Below are 17,690 nucleotides of genomic sequence, written 5' to 3' on the forward strand. Positions count from 1 at the left end.
AGTCGACGATCGCCTGGACGCGCGCCCAGCCTTCCGGAGCGCCGCCGAACAGCGACCACGCCGTCTGCGAGAGCTTGTCGGTGTCGCAGTAGCGCGAGCCCAGGAGGAAGATGAGGACGTCGTCCGGCAGGTCCTGCACCGGGATCTGCCGCGCCTCCGGCACGACCGGATCGGGGGTTCCGGAATCCGCGACCGTGAAATCCGCCGAGATCGTCACCTGCCCGGGCGGCACGACGAGGCGGTGGCAGATGTTGTCGAAGCCGTCCCGGTATTCGCGCGCCTCGAGGGGCGGATCGAAGGTGATCACCTGCGGTGTCAGAACGTCCCCCAACCGCGAGGGATGGACGCTGAGCATCAGGATCATCGGCGTCGGCTGCGACAGCGTGAAGGCGATATCGAAACCCGTCCTGATCTTCATCGCGGCCACCTTGCCCTGTCGCCTTCCGCGCGGAGACGCCACGCACGCTCGTTCAGAATCCCGGGGTTCAACGCGCCGCATCGGGGGGAGGCCCCTGCGCGGTGCGGGACGTCGTCGCGTCCGCCGGCAGGGCGATCACGTCGACCTCGACGCGCATGCCCAGATCGTCGCTGGCGAGACCGAAGAAGGAGCCGTGCAGCGGCACGGCCTGCGCGGGGTTGCGCGCCACCGCCACGCGGATCAGGTCGCGGTTGCCGACGATTCCGTTCGTGGGATCGAACTCCACCCAGCCGGCACCCGGGAGATAGACCTGCAGCCACGCGTGGGTGGAGCCGCCGCCCACGTGGCGGGCGCGGTCGTTCCGGGGATTGTAGAGGTAGCCGGACACGAACCGGGCGGCCATGCCCAGGGCCCGCACCCCCTCCATCATCAGCACCGCGAAGTCGCGGCAGGATCCGACCTTGCTGCGCAAGGTGGTCAGCGGATCCTGCACGCCCTTCTCGGACCGGGCGAGGTAGGTGAAGTTCGCCCGGACGCTGCGCGTCATGGCGGCCAGCAGATCCTGCGTGGGGATCCGCCCCTGGACCGGCAGGAAGCTGCGCGCCCAGGCGTCGATATCGTGGTGTGGATCCGGCCATTGCCGCTCGATGGAACGGGCGAGGTCCGGCATGTCCTCCGCGCCGTATCCGAACGGGTAGTGGGTCGCGTGGGGCGCGAGCGGGAAGACCGGCGCATGTTCCGGCGTGTGTTCGAGGGTGATGCCGCAGGCGAAGGTCAGCGTTTCCGCCCGGGTGTCGAAGGTCGTCACGGCGACGCAATTGCCGAACACGTCGAACATCCAGCGCAGGGAGGCCGGCTCGGGGGTGACGTCGAGCGTCGCCTCGATCAGACGCTGGTCGTAGCTGTCGCGCGGCCGGAACATGATCCGGTGCTCTCCGAAGGCGACCGGGCGCCGGTACCGGTAGACCGTGCGGTGGCGGACGGACAGGATCGGCAACTTCTCGGGCTCCGGGCTGTCACCGACTCGGAGACCAGCCATGCAAGGGGCGGGCCCAGCGCGGCCGACCGACGGCCGGAAAATCCGGCGATCCGGTCTTTTCGGGGAGGCGCGGCGCACTCGCGATCGGGGCCCGCGCCGTTCGACCCCGGTGAACAGCGCCGCCGTCCCGGCAAGACGGCGGCGAAGGGCGATGGCGGCGCAAGCGCCTCAGATCACCGGCGGAGCCGACTCGGCGGCTGCGCGCTCAGCCTCGACCAGCACGTCGAAGGGGCGCCACGGCTTGGCGATGAACACGGCCTCGGCCGGCAGGTCGGGGCGCGGCAGGCCGTGGCCCGAGGTGATCACCAGCCGCGCCCGGGGCCACAGGGTCGCCACCGCGCGGGCGAGCTGGAGCCCGTCCATCTGACCGGCCAAGCGGACATCGGCGAAGACCAGGGCCACGTCGCCGCCGCGCGCCTGCAGGACCGACAGCGCGGCCTCGGCGCTGTCGCATCCGACCACGTTGAGCTCGGTCTCCTCCAGGAGGGTTTCGGCCAGGGCGCGAATCTCGGGATCGTCCTCCACCACGAGGGCGAGGCGCGGGGGCTCGGCCTCGAGCGTCACGACCGGCGGCTCGTGCCGGGCGGACGCGTCGTCCTCGGTCTGGCGGACGCGGCGGACCAGCGCGGCGAGGTGCTCGGGCACGCCCTCGGTGACGAGGTTGTCGTAGAACGAGGCCAGTGTCCGTCCGATCTGATCGAGCGGAAGGCCTGGGGACAGCGTATCGGTGAGCGGCAGGGGTGCGCTCGTCTGGTGCTTTTTCAAGGACTCCCCCCGAAGTCGTACAGTCACGGACATGCAGAACGCGGCGCCTGGGGAGGAAAGTCGGCAATCCGCCCCTGGTTGCGCGGGGAAATCCGAATCCCGCCTGGCCTCTCGGGAGCGTTATTGCGTGGCGAGGCCGGTCTCGGCGTCCGCGTAAGCCATGATGCCGGAGACCGCGCGGACGTTCTGATAGCGCGAGCCGCGGGTGCTCATCATCGCCTCGAACTTCTCGTGGACCTGCGCCACCGAGAGGCTCAGCGGCTTCCGATGGCGGCCGCGCCCGACGAAGCGCCCGGCGGCGAAGAAGATCGAGCGGTTGGCGCGCGCCGGTCCCGGAAGCAGCACGGCGGCGGCGGCGGCCGGCTTGTTGACGACGTTGGCGAGGAACTCTCCGGCGTCATCCACACCCAGGAAGTGGGCGAGGTAGACCTCGCCGAGGGTCAGCTCGCGCCCGATCCGCTGGGCGATGCGGCCGGCGTCGCGCTTGAGCATCTCGCCGGCCATCAGCGCCGACAGGTAGGGGTCGCGGCGCAGTTCCAGAACGCGGGCGCGCTCGGCCGCGTCGGTGATCACCGGCCGATCGTTGGCGTCGGCCGTGACCAGCGCGGCCTCCTTCTCCAGCCCGTATTTCGGGCCGAAGTCGCGCACCACCCCGAGCCACGTGCGCTCGATGAACTGGTAGAGGCCGGTGGCCGACGAGGTCTTGGCCTGGACCGCGGTGACGAAGCTCGACTCCTTGTCGGCCACCGCCATCAGCAGCACCGGATCGGTCTGAACGGCCTGCGCGGCCCGCACGATCGTCTGCACGAGGTGGCGCCGGATCTTCATCGGGCCGAATTCGAGGATGTCGTTGGGGTCGCCGGCCGCACTCTCCGACAGCAGGAAGTCGTACGAGACCCGGTCCACCGTGTTGGAGCCGATATCGGTGTCGAGGTCGTGCACCGCGGCGAAGCTGGCGGAGGCGCGCAGCGGCGTCTGCTCCAGATCGGTATCGGTGGCGAGGGCGACGGTGTGGATGCGCGGGCGCGGCATCGGTAGTTCGGTCGCGGCCTGCGCGGTGGACACCGCCGTCGACAGCCCGACCTTGCCGAGATCGACACCCGATCCGATCAGGGCCGCGCTGAGGCCCCCGGCGATCAGCGACACCGTGAGCAGGGAGCGGAACAGCGCGGGGCGGCTGCCATGGGCGCGGCCCAGCATGGGCTGCGCGGCGATCACGTCGGCATGGCGGGCGCCGAAATGGCGCTGGTTGCCGGTGATGGTCCTCGGCGATCCGACCGTGCGGCCCTGCATCGTTATCCCGACTCTCCACACGCCGCTGCGGCGCTACGGACACACCATCGCTTGACAGATGTGGCGACAACACGGCCGCGCTTGTGGCCGAGTTGCGGCGTCCCGGGGAGATTTCGCGGCGGGCCGCCCGTGACTCGCGCGGGATCCCTCCTTAAGAGGGCGCCATGCGGGTGCCGCGCGGAAGCGCGCGGCCGCCCTTTCCCCGTGTGTCCTGCCAGAGTCAGCCCTGATGAGCGGCGTCAACGAGATCCGGTCGACCTTCCTCGACTACTTCGCGAAGGCGGGGCACGAGGTCGTGCCCTCGTCGAGCCTCGTGCCGAAGAACGATCCGACACTGATGTTCACGAACGCCGGCATGGTGCAGTTCAAGAACGTCTTCACCGGGATGGAGAAGCGCCCCTACGACCGGGCGACGACCGCTCAGAAATGCGTGCGCGCCGGCGGCAAGCACAACGATCTCGACAATGTCGGGTACACGGCGCGCCACCACACGTTCTTCGAGATGCTCGGCAACTTCTCGTTCGGCGACTACTTCAAGGACCGCGCCATCGAGCTGGCCTGGACGCTGATCACCAAGGAGTTCGGCCTCAAGTCGGACCGGCTGCTGGTCACCGTCTACGCGGACGACGACGAGGCCGCGGGCCTCTGGAAGAAGATCGCCGGCTTCTCCGAGGACAGGATCATCCGGATCGGGACCTCCGACAATTTCTGGCAGATGGGCGATACCGGCCCCTGCGGCCCGTGCTCGGAGATCTTCATCGACCAGGGTCCCGCGCTCCAGGGCGGCCCGCCCGGCTCCCCCGACGAGGACGGCGACCGGTTCCTGGAATTCTGGAACCTCGTGTTCATGCAGTACGAGCAGCTGGAGCCGGGTTCGCGCAACCCTCTCCCGCGGCCGTCGATCGACACCGGCATGGGCCTGGAGCGCATGGCGGCGATCCTCCAGGGCGTGCACTCCAACTACGACACGGACCTGTTCCGCGCCCTGATCGATGCCGTCGCGCACGCGGTATCGCGGGCGCCCGAGCCGGCGACGATGGCCTCCTACCGGGTGATCGCCGACCACCTGCGCGCCGCGTCGTTCCTGGTGGCGGACGGCGTTCTGCCGGGCAACGAGGGCCGCGGCTACGTGCTGCGCCGGATCATGCGCCGGGCCATGCGCCATGCCGAGATCCTGGGGGCCCGCGAGCCCACCATGTTCCGCCTCGTGCCGACCCTGGTGCGCGAGATGGGGCCGGCCTATCCCGAGCTGATGCGGGCCGAGAGCCTGATCGGCGAGACCCTGAAGCTGGAGGAATCCCGCTTCCGGCGCACCCTGGAGCGGGGCCTGTCGATCCTCGACGCCGAGAGCCGCGACCTCAAGGACGGCGACAAGCTCTCGGGTGACACCGCCTTCACCCTCTACGATACCTACGGCTTCCCCCTCGACCTGACCCAGGACGCCCTCAAGGCCCGGGGCATCGGCGTCGACACCGACGCCTTCGCGGCGGCGATGCAGCGCCAGAAGCAGGCGGCCCGCGAGGCCTGGAAGGGCTCGGGCGAGGCCGCCACCGAGACCGTGTGGTTCGGGCTGCGCGAGCGCGTCGGCGCCACCGAGTTCCTGGGCTACGAGACCGAGACCGCCGAGGGCATCGTCACCGCGCTCCTGCGCGACGGCGCCGAGGTGCAGAGCCTGGAGGCCGGTCAGACCGGCCTCGTCCTCGTCAACCAGACGCCGTTCTACGGCGAATCGGGCGGTCAGGTCGGCGATACCGGCCTGATCCTGGCGCCGGGCGTGCGGGCGCGCATCACCGACACGCAGAAGAAGCTCGGCGACGTGTTCGTCCACCACGTGACCGTGGAGGAGGGGCGCCTGAGCCTCGACCTGCCGGTGGAGCTGAAGGTCGACAACGCCCGCCGCAGGGCGATCCGTGCCAACCACTCGGCCACCCACCTGTTGCACGAGGCCTTGCGGCAGGTCCTGGGCGACCACGTCGCCCAGAAGGGCTCGCTGGTCAGCCCCGACCGCCTGCGCTTCGACATCAGCCATCCGAAGCCGATCGAGGCGGACGAACTCGCCCGGGTCGAGGACATCGCCAACGCGGTGCTGCTCCAGAACGTCCCCGTGGTGACCAAGCTGATGGCGGTGGACGACGCGATCGCGTCTGGCGCCCGGGCGCTGTTCGGCGAGAAGTACGGCGATGAGGTGCGGGTGGTCTCCATGGGGCTGCCGGTCGACGGCGAGGCCGCCCAGGGCCGGCCGAAGACCTTCTCCGTCGAGCTCTGCGGCGGCACCCACGCGGCGCGCACCGGCGATATCGGGGCGATCACCGTCGTGGCGGAGAGCGCCGTGGGCGCGGGCGTCCGCCGCATCGAGGCGCTGACGGCGGACGCGGCGCGCCGCCACCGCGCCGAGGAGGCGCGGACGCTGGCGGCCCTCGCCGGCATTCTCAAGGCCCCGGTCTCGGAGGCGCCCGACCGCCTCACGGCGCTGATGGAGGATCGCCGCCGCCTGGAGCGCGAACTCGCCGAGACCCGCCGCAAGCTCGCCATGGGCGGCGAGGGCGGCCCGGGCTCAGGGGCGCGGCAATCCGAGATCGGCGGCGTGGCCTTCCGCCGCTCGGTGATCGAGGGGCTCGACATGCGCGACCTCAAGCCGATCGTCGACGAGGAGAAGAAGCGCCTGGGCTCCGGCATCGTGGCGGTGGTCGGCGTGGGGCCGGACGGCAAGGCTGGGCTGGTGGTCGGCGTCACCGACGACCTGACCGCGCGCTACGACGCCGTCGGCCTCGTGCGGGCCGGCGCCGGGGCGCTGGGCGGCAAGGGCGGCGGCGGCCGCCGCGACATGGCGCAGGCCGGCGGTCCCAACGGCGCGGGTGCGGAAGAGGCCCTCGACGCCGTCGAGCAGGCCCTGACCGAGGCCGCCTGAGGCGGGGGCGGCCGGGCCGCCCTAGCCAGCAGCGTGGCCAGCAGCGTGGCCAGCGCCCTGGCCAGCATCGTGGCCGCGGGGGATCACTTCACCCGCGTCCAGGTCTGCCGCTTGCAGAAGACGCTCATCACGCAGCCCGCCACCTCGAGGGAGTTGGCGCCCGTGAGCTTGAGCGAGCCGGAATAGGTCTTGCCGTCGTTCGGGTTGTAGAGCGAGCCCGAGAAGCCGCCGCCGTCGGCCTGCGGCGCGTTCAGGATCTGGATGCCGACGACGCTGCGGGTGCGCTGGGCCGGATCGGGATTCTTCTCGTCGAGCCCCTTGCCGGGGGCGCTCACGATCGTCCCGCAGAAGCCGCCGCCGCAGGGCGTGATCCGGACCCGCGACGTGCCGGTCTCCGTGAGCCAGGTCCCGGACGGGTCGGCGGCCTGCGCCGGGCCGCAGAGCAGGCCGGCCGCCAGCGCCGCCAGAACCGTGGGACGTACCGTGAAACGCATCCTGTTCCTCCCGTTGTCAGGTCATCGTGTCGGTCAGCGGGACGCCCGGGGCAGCGCGCTGCCCAGGTAGGTCTCCACGACCTCGCAGAAGGGCTGCCCGGCGCCGGTCGATAGCACGGCGTCGACCTCGAACAGCGGGTCGGTCGGTCCCGTCTCCGCGCCGCGGCCCGGGCCGCGGACCGCCACCGTGCTGCGCACCGGAGCCAGGGAGCGTACCACCCGGCCGAAGGGCGTGCGGGTGCCGTCCAGGGTGGCGTTCATCTCGGGCGTCAGCCGGGCCGGCACGTACCAATTGTCCGCCTCCGACAGGACGCGGTCCCCGCAGGCGAGGCGGACGCGCCGGTACCGCACGGGCTCGTCCGGGCCGATCGCCAGCCGGGCCCGCTGCGCGACGGAGAGCGGCTTGTCCGGGACGGGCAGCCGCTCGGCGACGAGGTGCGGATCGGCCGCGAGCGCGTGGTCGGCGCACCAGCTCTCGAGGGCGAAGGTCGCGCTGTGCGCGGCGAGGATCCGGCTCCTCAAGTCGGCGATCAAGGCGTCGTCGCGCGGTTCGGGTGCGGCCTCGCGGGCGGGCGCAGCCTGCGCCAGGGCACTGCGCGGCGCGCTCACCGCCAGCGCCGACAGAGAAACGGCGAGCAGGAGGCGGCCCGGCAAGCTTTTCCGCGCCGCGCGGAGGGCCCGATCAAGTCGAAGCCCAGTCGAGGCCGAACGTTGGAGCGACCGTCCGCAGCGCCACGGCATCTCGACACGTATCCTCCCGAACGCGGCGCCGGCTTCAGCACGGCGGCCGCCGCGTCGATGCCCGGCGATACGCGCGGGTCGAGACGATTCTCGATCCGCGGTGCGGCCGTGCGCGAGATTTAGCCAGGAAAACCCGAGCGGTCGAGATGGCCGGGGCGCGCCGGCACCGATCGCGTGGCGTCGCCGGGCTCGGCGGAGCCCCCCGCGCGGCGGCACACCCCGAGGAGGGGATCGGGCGGGGCCTCGATCCGCACGGCGTCAGGCCCGACGCGCCGGGGCGGGGAGATCGGTGCAGAGGCCGAGGGCGACTTCGGCGGTCAGGCCGATCGTCTCGCCCAGCGTCGGGTGCGGGTGGATCGTGCGGCCGATATCGGCGGCGTCCGCCCCCAGCTCGATGGCCAGGGCGATCTCGCCGAGCATGTCGCCCGCGCTCGGGCCGACGAGGGCGCCGCCGACGACCCGCTTGGTCCCCGCGTCGAACAGCAGCTTGGTCAGGCCGTACTCCGCGCCGTTGGCGATGGCCCGCCCCGAGGCCGCCCAGGGAAAGCGCGCCACCTCCACGGCCCGGCCGGCCGCCCTGGCGGCGGTCTCGGTGAGGCCGACCCAGGCGATCTCCGGATCCGTGTAGGCCACGGAGGGAATCACGGCGGCGTCGAAGCCGGCCCGGTGGCCGGCGGCCACCTCGGCGGCGACGTGGCCCTGATGGACGGCCTTGTGGGCGAGCATCGGCTGGCCGACGAGGTCGCCGATGGCGAAGATGTGGGGCACGCCGGTGCGCATCTGCGCGTCGACGGGAACGAAGCCGTTCTCCACTGCCACCCCGGCGGCTTCGAGCCCCAGGCCCGGGCCGTTCGGGCGCCGGCCCGCCGCCTGGAGGACGAGGTCGTAGGTCTGCGGCTCGGCCTCGCCCCCCAGCGCGACCGCGATGCCGTCGGCACCGGCCGTCGCGGACACGACCTCGGTCCCCGTGAGGATTCGGTCGAACCGGTGCGCGTTGCGCTTCATCCAGACGGCCACCAGGTCGCGGTCGACGCCCTCCAGCAGGTTCGGCAGGCGCTCGACCACGTCGACCCGGGCGCCCAGGGCGCTGTACACGGTCGCCATCTCCAGGCCGATGATGCCGCCGCCGATCACCAGCAGGCGCTTCGGCACGAAGGGCAGCTCCAGCGCCCCCGTCGAATTCACGATCCGCGGATCCTCCGGCAGCATCGGGAGGGCCACCGGGGACGAGCCCGCGGCCACGATGGCGCGGGCGAAGGCGAGGCTCCGCTCCCCGCCGGCGTGGAGCGCGACCGCGACGGTGGACGCCCCGGTGAAGCGCGCGGTGCCGCGGACCACCTCGACCTTGCGCTGGCGCGCCATCTGGGCGAGCCCGTCGGTGAGGCGGCGCACCGTCCCGGCCTTGAAGGTCCGCAGCTTCTCGAGGTCGATTGTCGGGGCACCGAAGCTGATCCCGTGCGCGGCGAGGCGCGCGGCCTCCTCGGTGACGGCGGCCACGTGGAGCAGCGCCTTCGAGGGGATGCATCCGACGTTGAGGCAGACGCCGCCGAGCGTCGCGTCGCGCTCGACGAGGATCACCCGCTGGCCGAGATCGGCCGCCCGGAAGGCGGCCGCGTAGCCGCCGGGGCCGCCGCCGACGACCAGCACGTCGCAGGACGGGCCGCCGCCCTCGCCGGGCGGCGGGGCCGCCGTCGCGGGCGCGGGGACCGGTTGCCCGGTCCCCGATCCGGGCTGGGCGCGGGATTGCGCCGCCGGCTCCTCGGCCGCGAGGCGGGCGACGAGCGTGCCGGCCGAGACCGTGTCGCCGAGGCCGACCAGCATCTCCACGAGGCGGCCGGCGACCGGGGAGGGGATGTCCAGGGTCGCCTTGTCGGATTCGACCATCAGCAGGGTCTGGTCCTTGGCGATCGACTGGCCGGGGGTGACCGGAATCTCGATCACGGGGACGTCGGCGTAATCGCCGAGATCGGGCACGCGGATGTCGATGGTCTCGGGCATGGGGGGTGCGGTCACAGGAGGGCGCGGCGCAGGTCCGAGAGGACCGAGGCCACATGGCCGAGGAAGCGGGCGGCGGCGACGCCGTCCACCACGCGATGGTCCCACGACAGGCTGAGCGGCAGGATCAGGCGCGGCTGGAAGGCCTTGCCGTCCCACACCGCCTCCGTCCGCGAGCGCGCGGCTCCCAGGATCGCGACCTCGGGGGCGTTGATGATCGGCGTGAAGCCGTCGCCGCCGATCCCGCCCAGCGACGAGATCGAGAAGCAGCCGCCCTGCATGTTGGAGCCCGCGAGGGTTCCGGCCCGGGCCTTCTCGGCCATCTCGGCCATCTCGGTGGCGATCTCGATCAGTCCCTTGCGGTCGCAGTCCCGCACCACCGGGACCATCAGGCCCTTGGGCGTGTCCACCGCGAAGCCGACATGGACGTAGTCCTTCAGCACGAGGTCGCCACCTTCCAGGGAGGTGTTGAACCGCGGATGGGCGCGCAGCGCCGAGGCCGCCGCCTTGATCAGGAACGCCACCATGGTGACCCGGGCGGGGGGCGTGCGCGGCTCCTTGTTCAGGCCCACGCGGAACGATTCGATCTCGGTGACGTCGGCCCGGTCGAAATTGGTGACGTGCGGGATCGTCAGCCAGTTGCGGCTGAGATTGGCCCCCGAGAGGCTCTGGATGCGTGACAGCGGCTCGCGCCGCACCGGACCGAACTTGGCGAAATCCACCTGCGGCCAGGGCGGCAGGCCGGCACCGATCCCGGATGCGGCGACGGGCTGACGGGCGGGCGCGGCGAGCGCCGCCTTGACGAAGGCGTGCACATCCTCGCGCAGGATCCGTCCCTTCGGCCCGGTGGCCGGCACGCCGTCGAGGCCCACGCCGAGTTCGCGGGCGAGCAGGCGGACCGACGGGCTGGCATGCACGTCGCCCCGGGTCGCGGGGATCGGATGATCGGGCTCGGCTCCGGGCGCGGCACCGGGCGCGGCACCGGTCTTCCCTCCGCCCGCGGCGGGGGAGGGCGGCGCGGGAACCGGGTCGGGGGCGGAGAACGACGGGGCCGAGCCGGGCGGGGACCCGCCCGCCGGGCCCGCCTCTTCCGGGCGCCCGGCTCCCCTCTCCCGATTCTCGCCGACGGAAGCGCCACCCGGCTCGGAGGGGGGCGGAAGGGCGCCCGCCGCCGCCGAAGCATCGCCCTGCGCAGGCTCGACTGTCAGGATCGGCGTCCCTTCCGACACCTTCGTGCCCACCGCGACCAGCAACTCGCGCACGATGCCGGCCACCGGGGAGGGGACCTCCATGGTGGCCTTGTCGGATTCGATGCTGAGGATCAGGTCGTCCACCGCGAGGCGGTCGCCGGGCTTCACCAGAAGCTCGATGACCGGCACGTCCCGGTAGTCGCCGATGTCCGGGAGGGCGATCTGCAGCGCGGCGCTCATGGGGTGGAATTCCGGTTTCTGGAAGGTCGTGGCGGTCTGTTTGCGCCCGGGCAGGCGCGGGAATCGCGGGCCGTTGCGGATGGACCCCGTGCGACGGTCTGCCGTGTCTTCGTTCCGCCCCCTCATCCCGCGGTGCCGGAGCGGAGGCCTCGCAGGAGCCCTCCGGGGACCGCGCGGCCGGCGGGCGGGCTCCTGCGAGGCGCGCTGCGTGGGGTCACCGCCTTCAGATCGTCCAGGGGGCGGGCGCGTCCGTCGCGATGCCGTAGCGGCCGATCGCGTCCGACACCGTGGCGCGCGGCACCGTACCGGCCTCAGCGAGGGCGTGCAGGGCGGCGATGACCACGTGCTGGCGGTCCACCTCGAAGAAGCGGCGGAGCGCGCTGCGCGTGTCGCTGCGGCCGAACCCATCCGTGCCGAGCGCGACGAAGCGCGCGCCGACGTAGGACGCGATCAGCTGCGGGTAAGCCCGGACGTAGTCGGTCGCCGCGACGACCGGCGCCGTGCCCGGCAGCAGCGCCGCCACGTGGCTGACCGGTGCCTCGGCTTCCGGGTTGAGCATCGCCTGCCGCTCGGCCTCGCGGGCGTCGCGGGCCAGTTCGCTGAAGCTCGTCACGCTGAACACCTCGGCCGAGACGCCCCAGTCCCGCGCGAGCAGGTCGGCCGCCGCGATCACCTCCGGCAGGATCGCGCCTGAGCCGAGGAGGCGGATGGCGGCGGTTCCGGTCCCCGGCCCGGCTTCCGGCCCCGACAGGCGGTACATGCCCTTCAGGATCCCGGCCTCCACCCCTTCCGGCATGGAGGGCTGCGCGTAGTTCTCGTTCATGGCGGTGAGGTAGTAGAAGGCGTCCTCGCCCTCTTCCATCATCGCGCGGGTTCCGCGGTCGACGATCACCGCCATCTCGTACGCGAAGGCCGGATCGTAGGCGCAGCAGTTCGGGATCGCGGCCGCCGCCAAGTGGCTCGACCCGTCCTGGTGCTGCAGGCCCTCGCCGCCGAGGGTGGTGCGGCCCGCCGTGGCGCCGATCAGGAAGCCGCGGGCCCGCTGGTCGGCCGCCGCCCAGATCAGGTCGCCGACCCGCTGGAAGCCGAACATCGAGTAGTAGATGTAGAACGGCAGCATCGACAGGCCGTGGACGCTGTAGGACGTGGCCGCCGCCGTCCAGGACGAGATCGCCCCGGCCTCGGTGATGCCTTCCTCCAGGAGCTGCCCGTCCCGGGCCTCGCGGTAGTAGAGCATCGAGCCGGCATCCTCCGGCTCGTAGAGCTGGCCCTGCGGCGCGTAGATGCCGACCTGCCGGAACAGGTTGGCCATGCCGAAGGTCCGCGCCTCGTCGGCGACGATCGGGACGACGCGGGGCCCAAGGTCCTTGTGCTTCAGGAGGTTGCCGAACAGGCGCACCACCGCGGTGGTGGTCGACATCTCCTTGCCGCCGGCCTCCAGCGCGAAGCCCGCATAGGTCGAGAGCGCCGGTACCGCGACGGTCGGCGCGGTGCGGCGGCGGGCCGGCAGCACGCCGCCGAGGATCTCGCGGCGCTCGCGCAGGTAGCGCATCTCGGCCCCGTCCTCGGCCGGCTTGTAGAAGGCCAGGCCCTCGACCTGCGCGTCGGTGAGCGGCAGGGCGAAGCGGTCGCGGAAGGCGCGGAGCGCGTCGACGTCGAGCTTCTTGGCCTGGTGGGCGGTCATGCGCGACTCGCCCGCGCCGCCCATGCCGTAGCCCTTCTTGGTCTTGGCCAGGATCACCGTCGGGCGGCCCTTGGTGGTCTTGGCGGCCGCGAAGGCGGCGTAGAGCTTGCGGAAGTCGTGGCCGCCGCGTTTGAGGCGATCCACGTCGGCGTCCGACATGTGGGCCACGAGTTCGCGCACCTCCGGATCCTCGCCGAAGAAGTGGGCGAGGTTGTAGGCGCCGTCCTTGGCGCCCAGCGTCTGGTACTTGCCGTCGACGGTGTCGGCGAAGCGGCGCAGCAGGGCGTGGTTGGTGTCGCGGGCGAAGATCCCGTCCCACTCCGAGCCCCACAGCACCTTGATGACGTTCCAGCCGGCGCCCCGGAACAGGCTCTCCAGCTCCTGGATGATCTGGCCGTTGCCGCGCACCGGACCGTCGAGCCGCTGCAGGTTGCAGTTGATGACGAAGGTGAGGTTGTCGAGGTTCTCGCGGGCCGCCAGGGCGAGGCCGCCGATCGACTCGGGCTCGTCCATCTCGCCGTCGCCGAACACGCCCCAGACGTGCCGGCCGGACGTGTCGGCCAGTCCCCGGTCGGCGAGGTAGCGCATGAACCGCGCCTGATAGACCGCGTGGATCGGTCCGATCCCCATCGAGCCGGTCGGGACCTGCCAGAAATCGGGCATCAGCCAGGGATGCGGGTAGGAGCAGAGGCCGTCGCCCGCGATCTCCTGGCGGTAATGCTTCAGCTGCTCGTCGCTGAGCCGTCCCTCCAGGAAGGCGCGCGCGTAGACGCCGGGCGCCGAATGCGGCTGGAAGTAGACGAGATCTCCGTCCGCCCCGCCCTTGAAGAAGTGGTTGAACCCGACCTCGAACAGCTCCGCCGCCGAGGCGTAGCTCGCCACGTGGCCGCCGAGTTCGCCGTAGGCCATGTTGGCGCGCACCACCATGGCCAGCGCGTTCCAGCGCATGATCGAGGTCAGCCGCTCCTCGATGTCGAGGTCGCCCGGATAGCGCGGCTGCTTCTCCAGGGGGACCGTGTTCCGGTAGGGCGAGTAGGGCAGCGCCTCGTCGAGGATGCCGATCTCCTTCGAGCGCCGCTCCAGGCGGTCGAGGATGAAGCGCGCCCGGGCCGCGCCCTCGGTGCGGAACAGCGATTCCAGGGCGGCGAGCCAGTCCTGCGTCTCGGCCGGGTCGTGATCGACCTCGGCGGACCGCGCGATGGTGGCTTTCGGCGGAATGGCGTTCATCGGCGCGGGCTCCCCTGTTGCGCGGGATCATACGGACATCCCCGAGGGGCAACATACCGATTGTTTGCTTCCGCGGTCCGAATGCGGGATCAATCGACCGGGGGACGGCCGTTTCGCGGCAAACGGTTCCCCGGCCGGGGCCGGTGGAGGATGCCCGGCTCGTGATCGATCCGAGGCAAGCGGAGCGTGCGTTCATGGCCCAGCCCCCGGCAACCCTCGACGCCGCGAGCCTGCGGATCCTCGAGCGCCTCCAGCAGGACAGCGAGATCAGCATCGCGGAATTGGCCGAGCAGGTCGGTCTCTCGACCTCACCCTGCTGGCGCCGGGTCAACGACCTCAAGGAGGCGGGCATCATCCGGGGCTGCGTCGCCGTGGTCGACCCGCTGAGCCTGGGGCTCGCCGTGAACGTCTTCGTCCACGTCTCCCTGGAGAAACAGACTCAGGCGGCGCTCCAGGCCTTCGACGCGGCGGTGCGCAGCCGACCCGAGGTGATGGAGTGCTACCTGATGAGCGGCGAGGCCGATTACATGCTGCGGGTCGTCGTGGAGGATCTCGGCCAGTACCAGAAGCTCGTCCTGGACCACCTCACGCGCATTCCCGGTGTGGCCAACATCCGCTCCAGCTTCGCCCTGGGTCAGGTGAAGTACACCACCGCGCTGCCGCTCGGGCACCTGACCCGCTGATGTGGCTCGCCGCAAGCGGTACAAAGCCCGCAGTGGTCGCCGGGGACGTTGGTCTGCGTCTGAAGGTCTAAGATGCACCCTTCGTGCGCGCCGGAACCGGCCGCGAAGGGGGAGGATGGTGGAGCCTAACGGGATCGAACCGATGACCTCTTCCATGCCATGGAAGCGCTCTCCCAGCTGAGCTAAGGCCCCACTTTATCCGCCGCGGTTTGGGGTCCGCGGTGTCTCGCCGGTCCGGCTGGCGTCCGGCGAGGGCGGTTCTATAGGCGGCTCCCGCCGCGGACTCAACCCCTTTTTTTCGCGATTTTCCGGGGTCTCGTCGGAGAGGCGGTCAAAGCCTCAGCTTTCCTCGTCGTTCTCGATGTCGCCGTCGATCAGATCGGACACGTCGTCGTCGCCGCTGTCCTCCTCCTCGAGGAAGGTGTCGTCGTCGGCCTGGTCCCCATCCTCGGAGGTCTCGTCCTCCGGCGTCGGATCGGCCTCGTCCTCGGCGGCCTCGACTTCGTCGAGGGACACGAGCTCCGGACCCTTCTCGTCCGTCTCGTCCTCATCGTCGTTGTTGACCGGCGCCCGCGATACGATGGGGGCCGCCGCACGGCTGCTGGTCGCCACCGCCTGATAGACCGCGCCGCATTTCGGGCACACGGCGGGGTCGCGGGCGAGGTCGTAGAACTTCGCGCCGCAGCTCATGCACTGGCGCTTCAAGCCAAGTTCCGGTCGGGCCACGGGCGGACACCTCGTCGTCAATGCTGTCTTGGGGGAGGGGCCCCGTTAGTCGCGGGCGCTGCGCCTGTCAATCGAGCGGGTGCGCACGGCCTCTGCCCGGTCCGGTCCCGCGGAGCCCGCGGATGACGCGCGACATCACGCGTGTTAACCGCGCGGCGAATTCACGGTCCGATTGCAGTGCCGCGGCGACGCCGCGCGACGCACCGGATCCAGGTCCATCCCGAGCCCGAACGGACGTCCCGTGTCGCACGATTCGCCTCCCCAGCCCCTCACCGCCGCGCCGGGAGCGCCCCTGCGGGGGCGCCTTCGGCCGCCGGGGGACAAATCGATCTCGCACCGGGCGATGATCTTGGGGCTGCTCAGCGAAGGCGAGACGAGAGTCGAAGGGCTGCTCGAGGGCGACGACGTGCTGCGCACCGCCGCCGCCGCGAAAGCGCTCGGCGCCGCCGTGGAGCGTCTTGGCACGGGCCGCTGGCAGGTGCGCGGCGTCGGCATCGGCGGCCTGACCGACCCGGACACGGTGCTCGACTTCGGAAACGCCGGCACCGGCTCGCGGCTGATGATGGGCGTCGTCGGCGGCCAGCCGGTTACCGCGACCTTCGACGGCGACGCCTCCCTGCGCTCGCGGCCGATGCGCCGGATCCTGGACCCGCTGACCCGCATGGGCACGCAGGTCCTGGCCGAAGCCCCCGGCGGACGCGTACCCCTGACCCTGCGCGGCCTGAACGAGGCCATCCCGATCACCTACGAGACCCCGGCCGCCTCGGCGCAGATCAAGTCCGCCGTGCTGCTCGCCGGGCTCAACGCCCCCGGGATCACCACGGTGATCGAGGCGGCGGCGACCCGCGACCACACGGAGCGCATGCTGCGCCTGTTCGGCGCCACGGTCAGCGTGGAGCCGCACGGTCCGGGCGGTCACGGCCGCAAAGTCGCGCTCACCGGGCAGCCCACCCTGCGCGGCACCGACGTGGTGGTACCGGCCGACCCGTCCTCGGCCGCGTTCCCGCTGGTGGCCGCGCTGATCGTGCCCGGTTCCGACGTAGTGATCGAAGGCGTGATGATGAACCCGCTGCGCACCGGCCTGATCACCACGCTCCTCGAGATGGGGGCCGAGATCGAGCGGGTCGCCGAGCGGGAAGAGGGCGGCGAGACCGTGGCCGACCTGCGCGTGCGGGCGAGCCGTCTGAAGGGCGTCGACGTTCCGGCCGAGCGCGCGCCTGCCATGATCGACGAGTATCCGGTGCTGGCGGTCGCGGCGAGCTTCGCGGAGGGGCGTACGCGGATGAACGGTCTGCATGAGCTGCGCGTCAAGGAATCCGACCGCCTCGCGGCTGTGGCGGCCGGGCTTGCGGCCAACGGCGTTCGCCACACGGTCGAGGGCGACGACCTCGTGGTCGAGGGGGACGGGGCGGCGGCCGCCGGCGGCGGCACCGTCGCGACCCATCTCGACCATCGCATCGCCATGGCGTTCCTGGTGATGGGGCTCGCGACGCGCGATCCGGTCACGGTGGATGATGGCGCGATGATCGCGACCAGCTTCCCCAGCTTCCTGCCGAGCATGCAGGCCCTCGGCGGCCGGATCGGAGCGTGATCCGCATGCCGCTTCTCATCGCGATCGACGGTCCCGCCGCTTCGGGCAAAGGTACGCTCGCCAAGAGATTGGCCGGCCATTACGGACTGCCGCACCTCGATACTGGGCTTCTCTATCGAGCCGTCGCGCTGGCGCTGCTCGACGCCGGCCGCTCCCTCGACGATCACGCCGCGGCTGCCCAGGCCGCACGCACCCTCGACGCCGAGCGGCTCGACGATCCTCGCCTGCGCGAGCGCGCGATGGGGGAGGCGGCGTCGCGGGTCTCCGCCGTGCCGGAGGTTCGCGCCGGCCTGCTCACATGGCAGCGCCGCTTCGCCACCGATCCCCAGGGCGCCGTCCTCGACGGACGCGATATCGGCACCGTGGTCTGCCCCGATGCGGGCGTGAAGCTGTTCATCACCGCGTCATCGGAGGAGCGGGCCAGGCGGCGGCATCTGGAACTCGCAGGCCGGGGCGAGACCGCGGACTTCGCGGTGATTCTCGCCGACATCGAGGCCCGCGACGCGCGCGATGCGTCCCGGGCCGCCGCGCCCCTGCGCATGGCGGATGATGCGATCCGGCTCGACACGACCGACCTCGACGCAAACGCCGCCTTCGACGAGGCCCGGGCGATCGTGGAGCGCGCCCGGGGCAGCATGTCCTGAGCGTCGCCGCGGCGCCTCGTGTTGACCCTTAGGGTCCGCTCACCTATTGCGG

13 protein-coding genes, 1 tRNA gene and 1 pseudogene are annotated in these 17,690 nt (G+C 71.7%); 4 read left to right on the top strand and 11 right to left on the bottom strand.

Going from position 1 to position 17,690, the window contains the following annotated elements; translation table 11 throughout:
- From MFF58_RS19980 to MFF58_RS19995, 4 genes and pseudogenes are all read right to left on the bottom strand, one after another.
- Positions 1–418, bottom strand: a pseudogene (locus tag MFF58_RS19980) (transglutaminase family protein); the annotation flags it as partial.
- Between the two features lie 67 nt (positions 419–485).
- Complete coding sequence (locus MFF58_RS19985; protein ID WP_238290627.1) at positions 486–1,415, bottom strand: transglutaminase family protein; 930 nt, start codon at positions 1,413–1,415, stop codon at positions 486–488.
- Between the two features lie 210 nt (positions 1,416–1,625).
- A complete protein-coding gene (locus MFF58_RS19990; protein ID WP_238290628.1) occupies positions 1,626–2,222 on the bottom strand; it encodes a response regulator in 597 nt (198 codons plus the stop codon).
- A gap of 120 nt (positions 2,223–2,342) precedes the next feature.
- On the bottom strand, positions 2,343–3,515 hold the full coding sequence (locus MFF58_RS19995; protein ID WP_238290629.1) for a transglycosylase SLT domain-containing protein: 1,173 nt from the start codon (positions 3,513–3,515) through the stop codon (positions 2,343–2,345).
- A 229-nt stretch (positions 3,516–3,744) separates the two neighbouring features.
- On the opposite strand from MFF58_RS19995, the gene alaS reads away from it, so the two are divergent.
- Positions 3,745–6,423, top strand: a complete 2,679-nt coding sequence (gene alaS, locus MFF58_RS20000) for an alanine--tRNA ligase (RefSeq protein WP_238290630.1) — start codon at positions 3,745–3,747, stop codon at positions 6,421–6,423.
- An 83-nt stretch (positions 6,424–6,506) separates the two neighbouring features.
- On the opposite strand, the gene MFF58_RS20005 is transcribed toward alaS, so the two are convergent.
- From MFF58_RS20005 to mdeB, 5 genes are all read right to left on the bottom strand, one after another.
- On the bottom strand, positions 6,507–6,917 hold the full coding sequence (locus MFF58_RS20005) for a DUF2147 domain-containing protein (RefSeq protein ID WP_238290631.1): 411 nt from the start codon (positions 6,915–6,917) through the stop codon (positions 6,507–6,509).
- A gap of 33 nt (positions 6,918–6,950) precedes the next feature.
- Positions 6,951–7,571: a hypothetical protein gene (locus tag MFF58_RS20010; RefSeq protein ID WP_238290632.1), complete on the bottom strand. Its 621-nt coding sequence runs from the start codon at positions 7,569–7,571 to the stop codon at positions 6,951–6,953.
- A 345-nt stretch (positions 7,572–7,916) separates the two neighbouring features.
- On the bottom strand, positions 7,917–9,656 hold the full coding sequence (gene lpdA / locus MFF58_RS20015; protein ID WP_238290633.1) for a dihydrolipoyl dehydrogenase: 1,740 nt from the start codon (positions 9,654–9,656) through the stop codon (positions 7,917–7,919).
- Between the two features lie 11 nt (positions 9,657–9,667).
- Positions 9,668–11,083: a 2-oxo acid dehydrogenase subunit E2 gene (locus MFF58_RS20020; protein ID WP_238290634.1), complete on the bottom strand. Its 1,416-nt coding sequence runs from the start codon at positions 11,081–11,083 to the stop codon at positions 9,668–9,670.
- A 223-nt stretch (positions 11,084–11,306) separates the two neighbouring features.
- Positions 11,307–13,994, bottom strand: a complete 2,688-nt coding sequence (gene mdeB, locus MFF58_RS20025; RefSeq protein ID WP_238290635.1) for an alpha-ketoglutarate dehydrogenase — start codon at positions 13,992–13,994, stop codon at positions 11,307–11,309.
- Positions 13,995–14,188: 194 nt separating this feature from the next.
- Here mdeB and MFF58_RS20030 point away from each other — a divergent pair, with 194 nt between their 5' ends.
- Positions 14,189–14,677 (top strand): Lrp/AsnC family transcriptional regulator, encoded by a 489-nt coding sequence (locus MFF58_RS20030; protein WP_238290636.1) that lies wholly within the window; start codon positions 14,189–14,191, stop codon positions 14,675–14,677.
- A gap of 116 nt (positions 14,678–14,793) precedes the next feature.
- Here MFF58_RS20030 and MFF58_RS20035 read toward each other — a convergent pair.
- Together MFF58_RS20035 and MFF58_RS20040 are read right to left on the bottom strand one after the other, a co-directional pair.
- A tRNA-Ala gene (locus tag MFF58_RS20035) sits at positions 14,794–14,869 on the bottom strand.
- A 147-nt stretch (positions 14,870–15,016) separates the two neighbouring features.
- Entirely contained in the window at positions 15,017–15,403 is a 387-nt protein-coding gene (locus MFF58_RS20040) for a TIGR02300 family protein (protein ID WP_238290637.1), read from the bottom strand.
- Between the two features lie 241 nt (positions 15,404–15,644).
- Between MFF58_RS20040 and aroA the strand changes: the two genes are divergently transcribed.
- Entirely contained in the window at positions 15,645–16,994 is a 1,350-nt protein-coding gene (gene aroA, locus MFF58_RS20045; RefSeq protein WP_238290639.1) for a 3-phosphoshikimate 1-carboxyvinyltransferase, read from the top strand.
- 5 nt (positions 16,995–16,999) lie between these two features.
- Positions 17,000–17,638: a (d)CMP kinase gene (gene cmk, locus MFF58_RS20050; RefSeq protein WP_238290641.1), complete on the top strand. Its 639-nt coding sequence runs from the start codon at positions 17,000–17,002 to the stop codon at positions 17,636–17,638.
- Positions 17,639–17,690 lie beyond the last annotated feature (52 nt).

This window comes from Methylobacterium longum (assembly GCF_022179385.1).
In the GTDB taxonomy this organism is placed as follows: Bacteria; Pseudomonadota; Alphaproteobacteria; order Rhizobiales; family Beijerinckiaceae; genus Methylobacterium; species Methylobacterium longum.

What these genes read in the sequence shown, in the direction of transcription:
- MFF58_RS19995 (WP_238290629.1), bottom strand. Translation starts at nt 3,515, where the DNA reads ATGCAGGGCCGCACGGTCGGATCGCCGAGGACCATCACCGGCAACCAG.
- alaS (WP_238290630.1), top strand. Translation starts at nt 3,745, where the DNA reads ATGAGCGGCGTCAACGAGATCCGGTCGACCTTCCTCGACTACTTCGCG.
- MFF58_RS20005 (WP_238290631.1), bottom strand. Translation starts at nt 6,917, where the DNA reads ATGCGTTTCACGGTACGTCCCACGGTTCTGGCGGCGCTGGCGGCCGGC.
- lpdA (WP_238290633.1), bottom strand. Translation starts at nt 9,656, where the DNA reads ATGCCCGAGACCATCGACATCCGCGTGCCCGATCTCGGCGATTACGCC.
- MFF58_RS20020 (WP_238290634.1), bottom strand. Translation starts at nt 11,083, where the DNA reads ATGAGCGCCGCGCTGCAGATCGCCCTCCCGGACATCGGCGACTACCGG.
- mdeB (WP_238290635.1), bottom strand. Translation starts at nt 13,994, where the DNA reads ATGAACGCCATTCCGCCGAAAGCCACCATCGCGCGGTCCGCCGAGGTC.
- MFF58_RS20030 (WP_238290636.1), top strand. Translation starts at nt 14,189, where the DNA reads ATGGCCCAGCCCCCGGCAACCCTCGACGCCGCGAGCCTGCGGATCCTC.
- cmk (WP_238290641.1), top strand. Translation starts at nt 17,000, where the DNA reads ATGCCGCTTCTCATCGCGATCGACGGTCCCGCCGCTTCGGGCAAAGGT.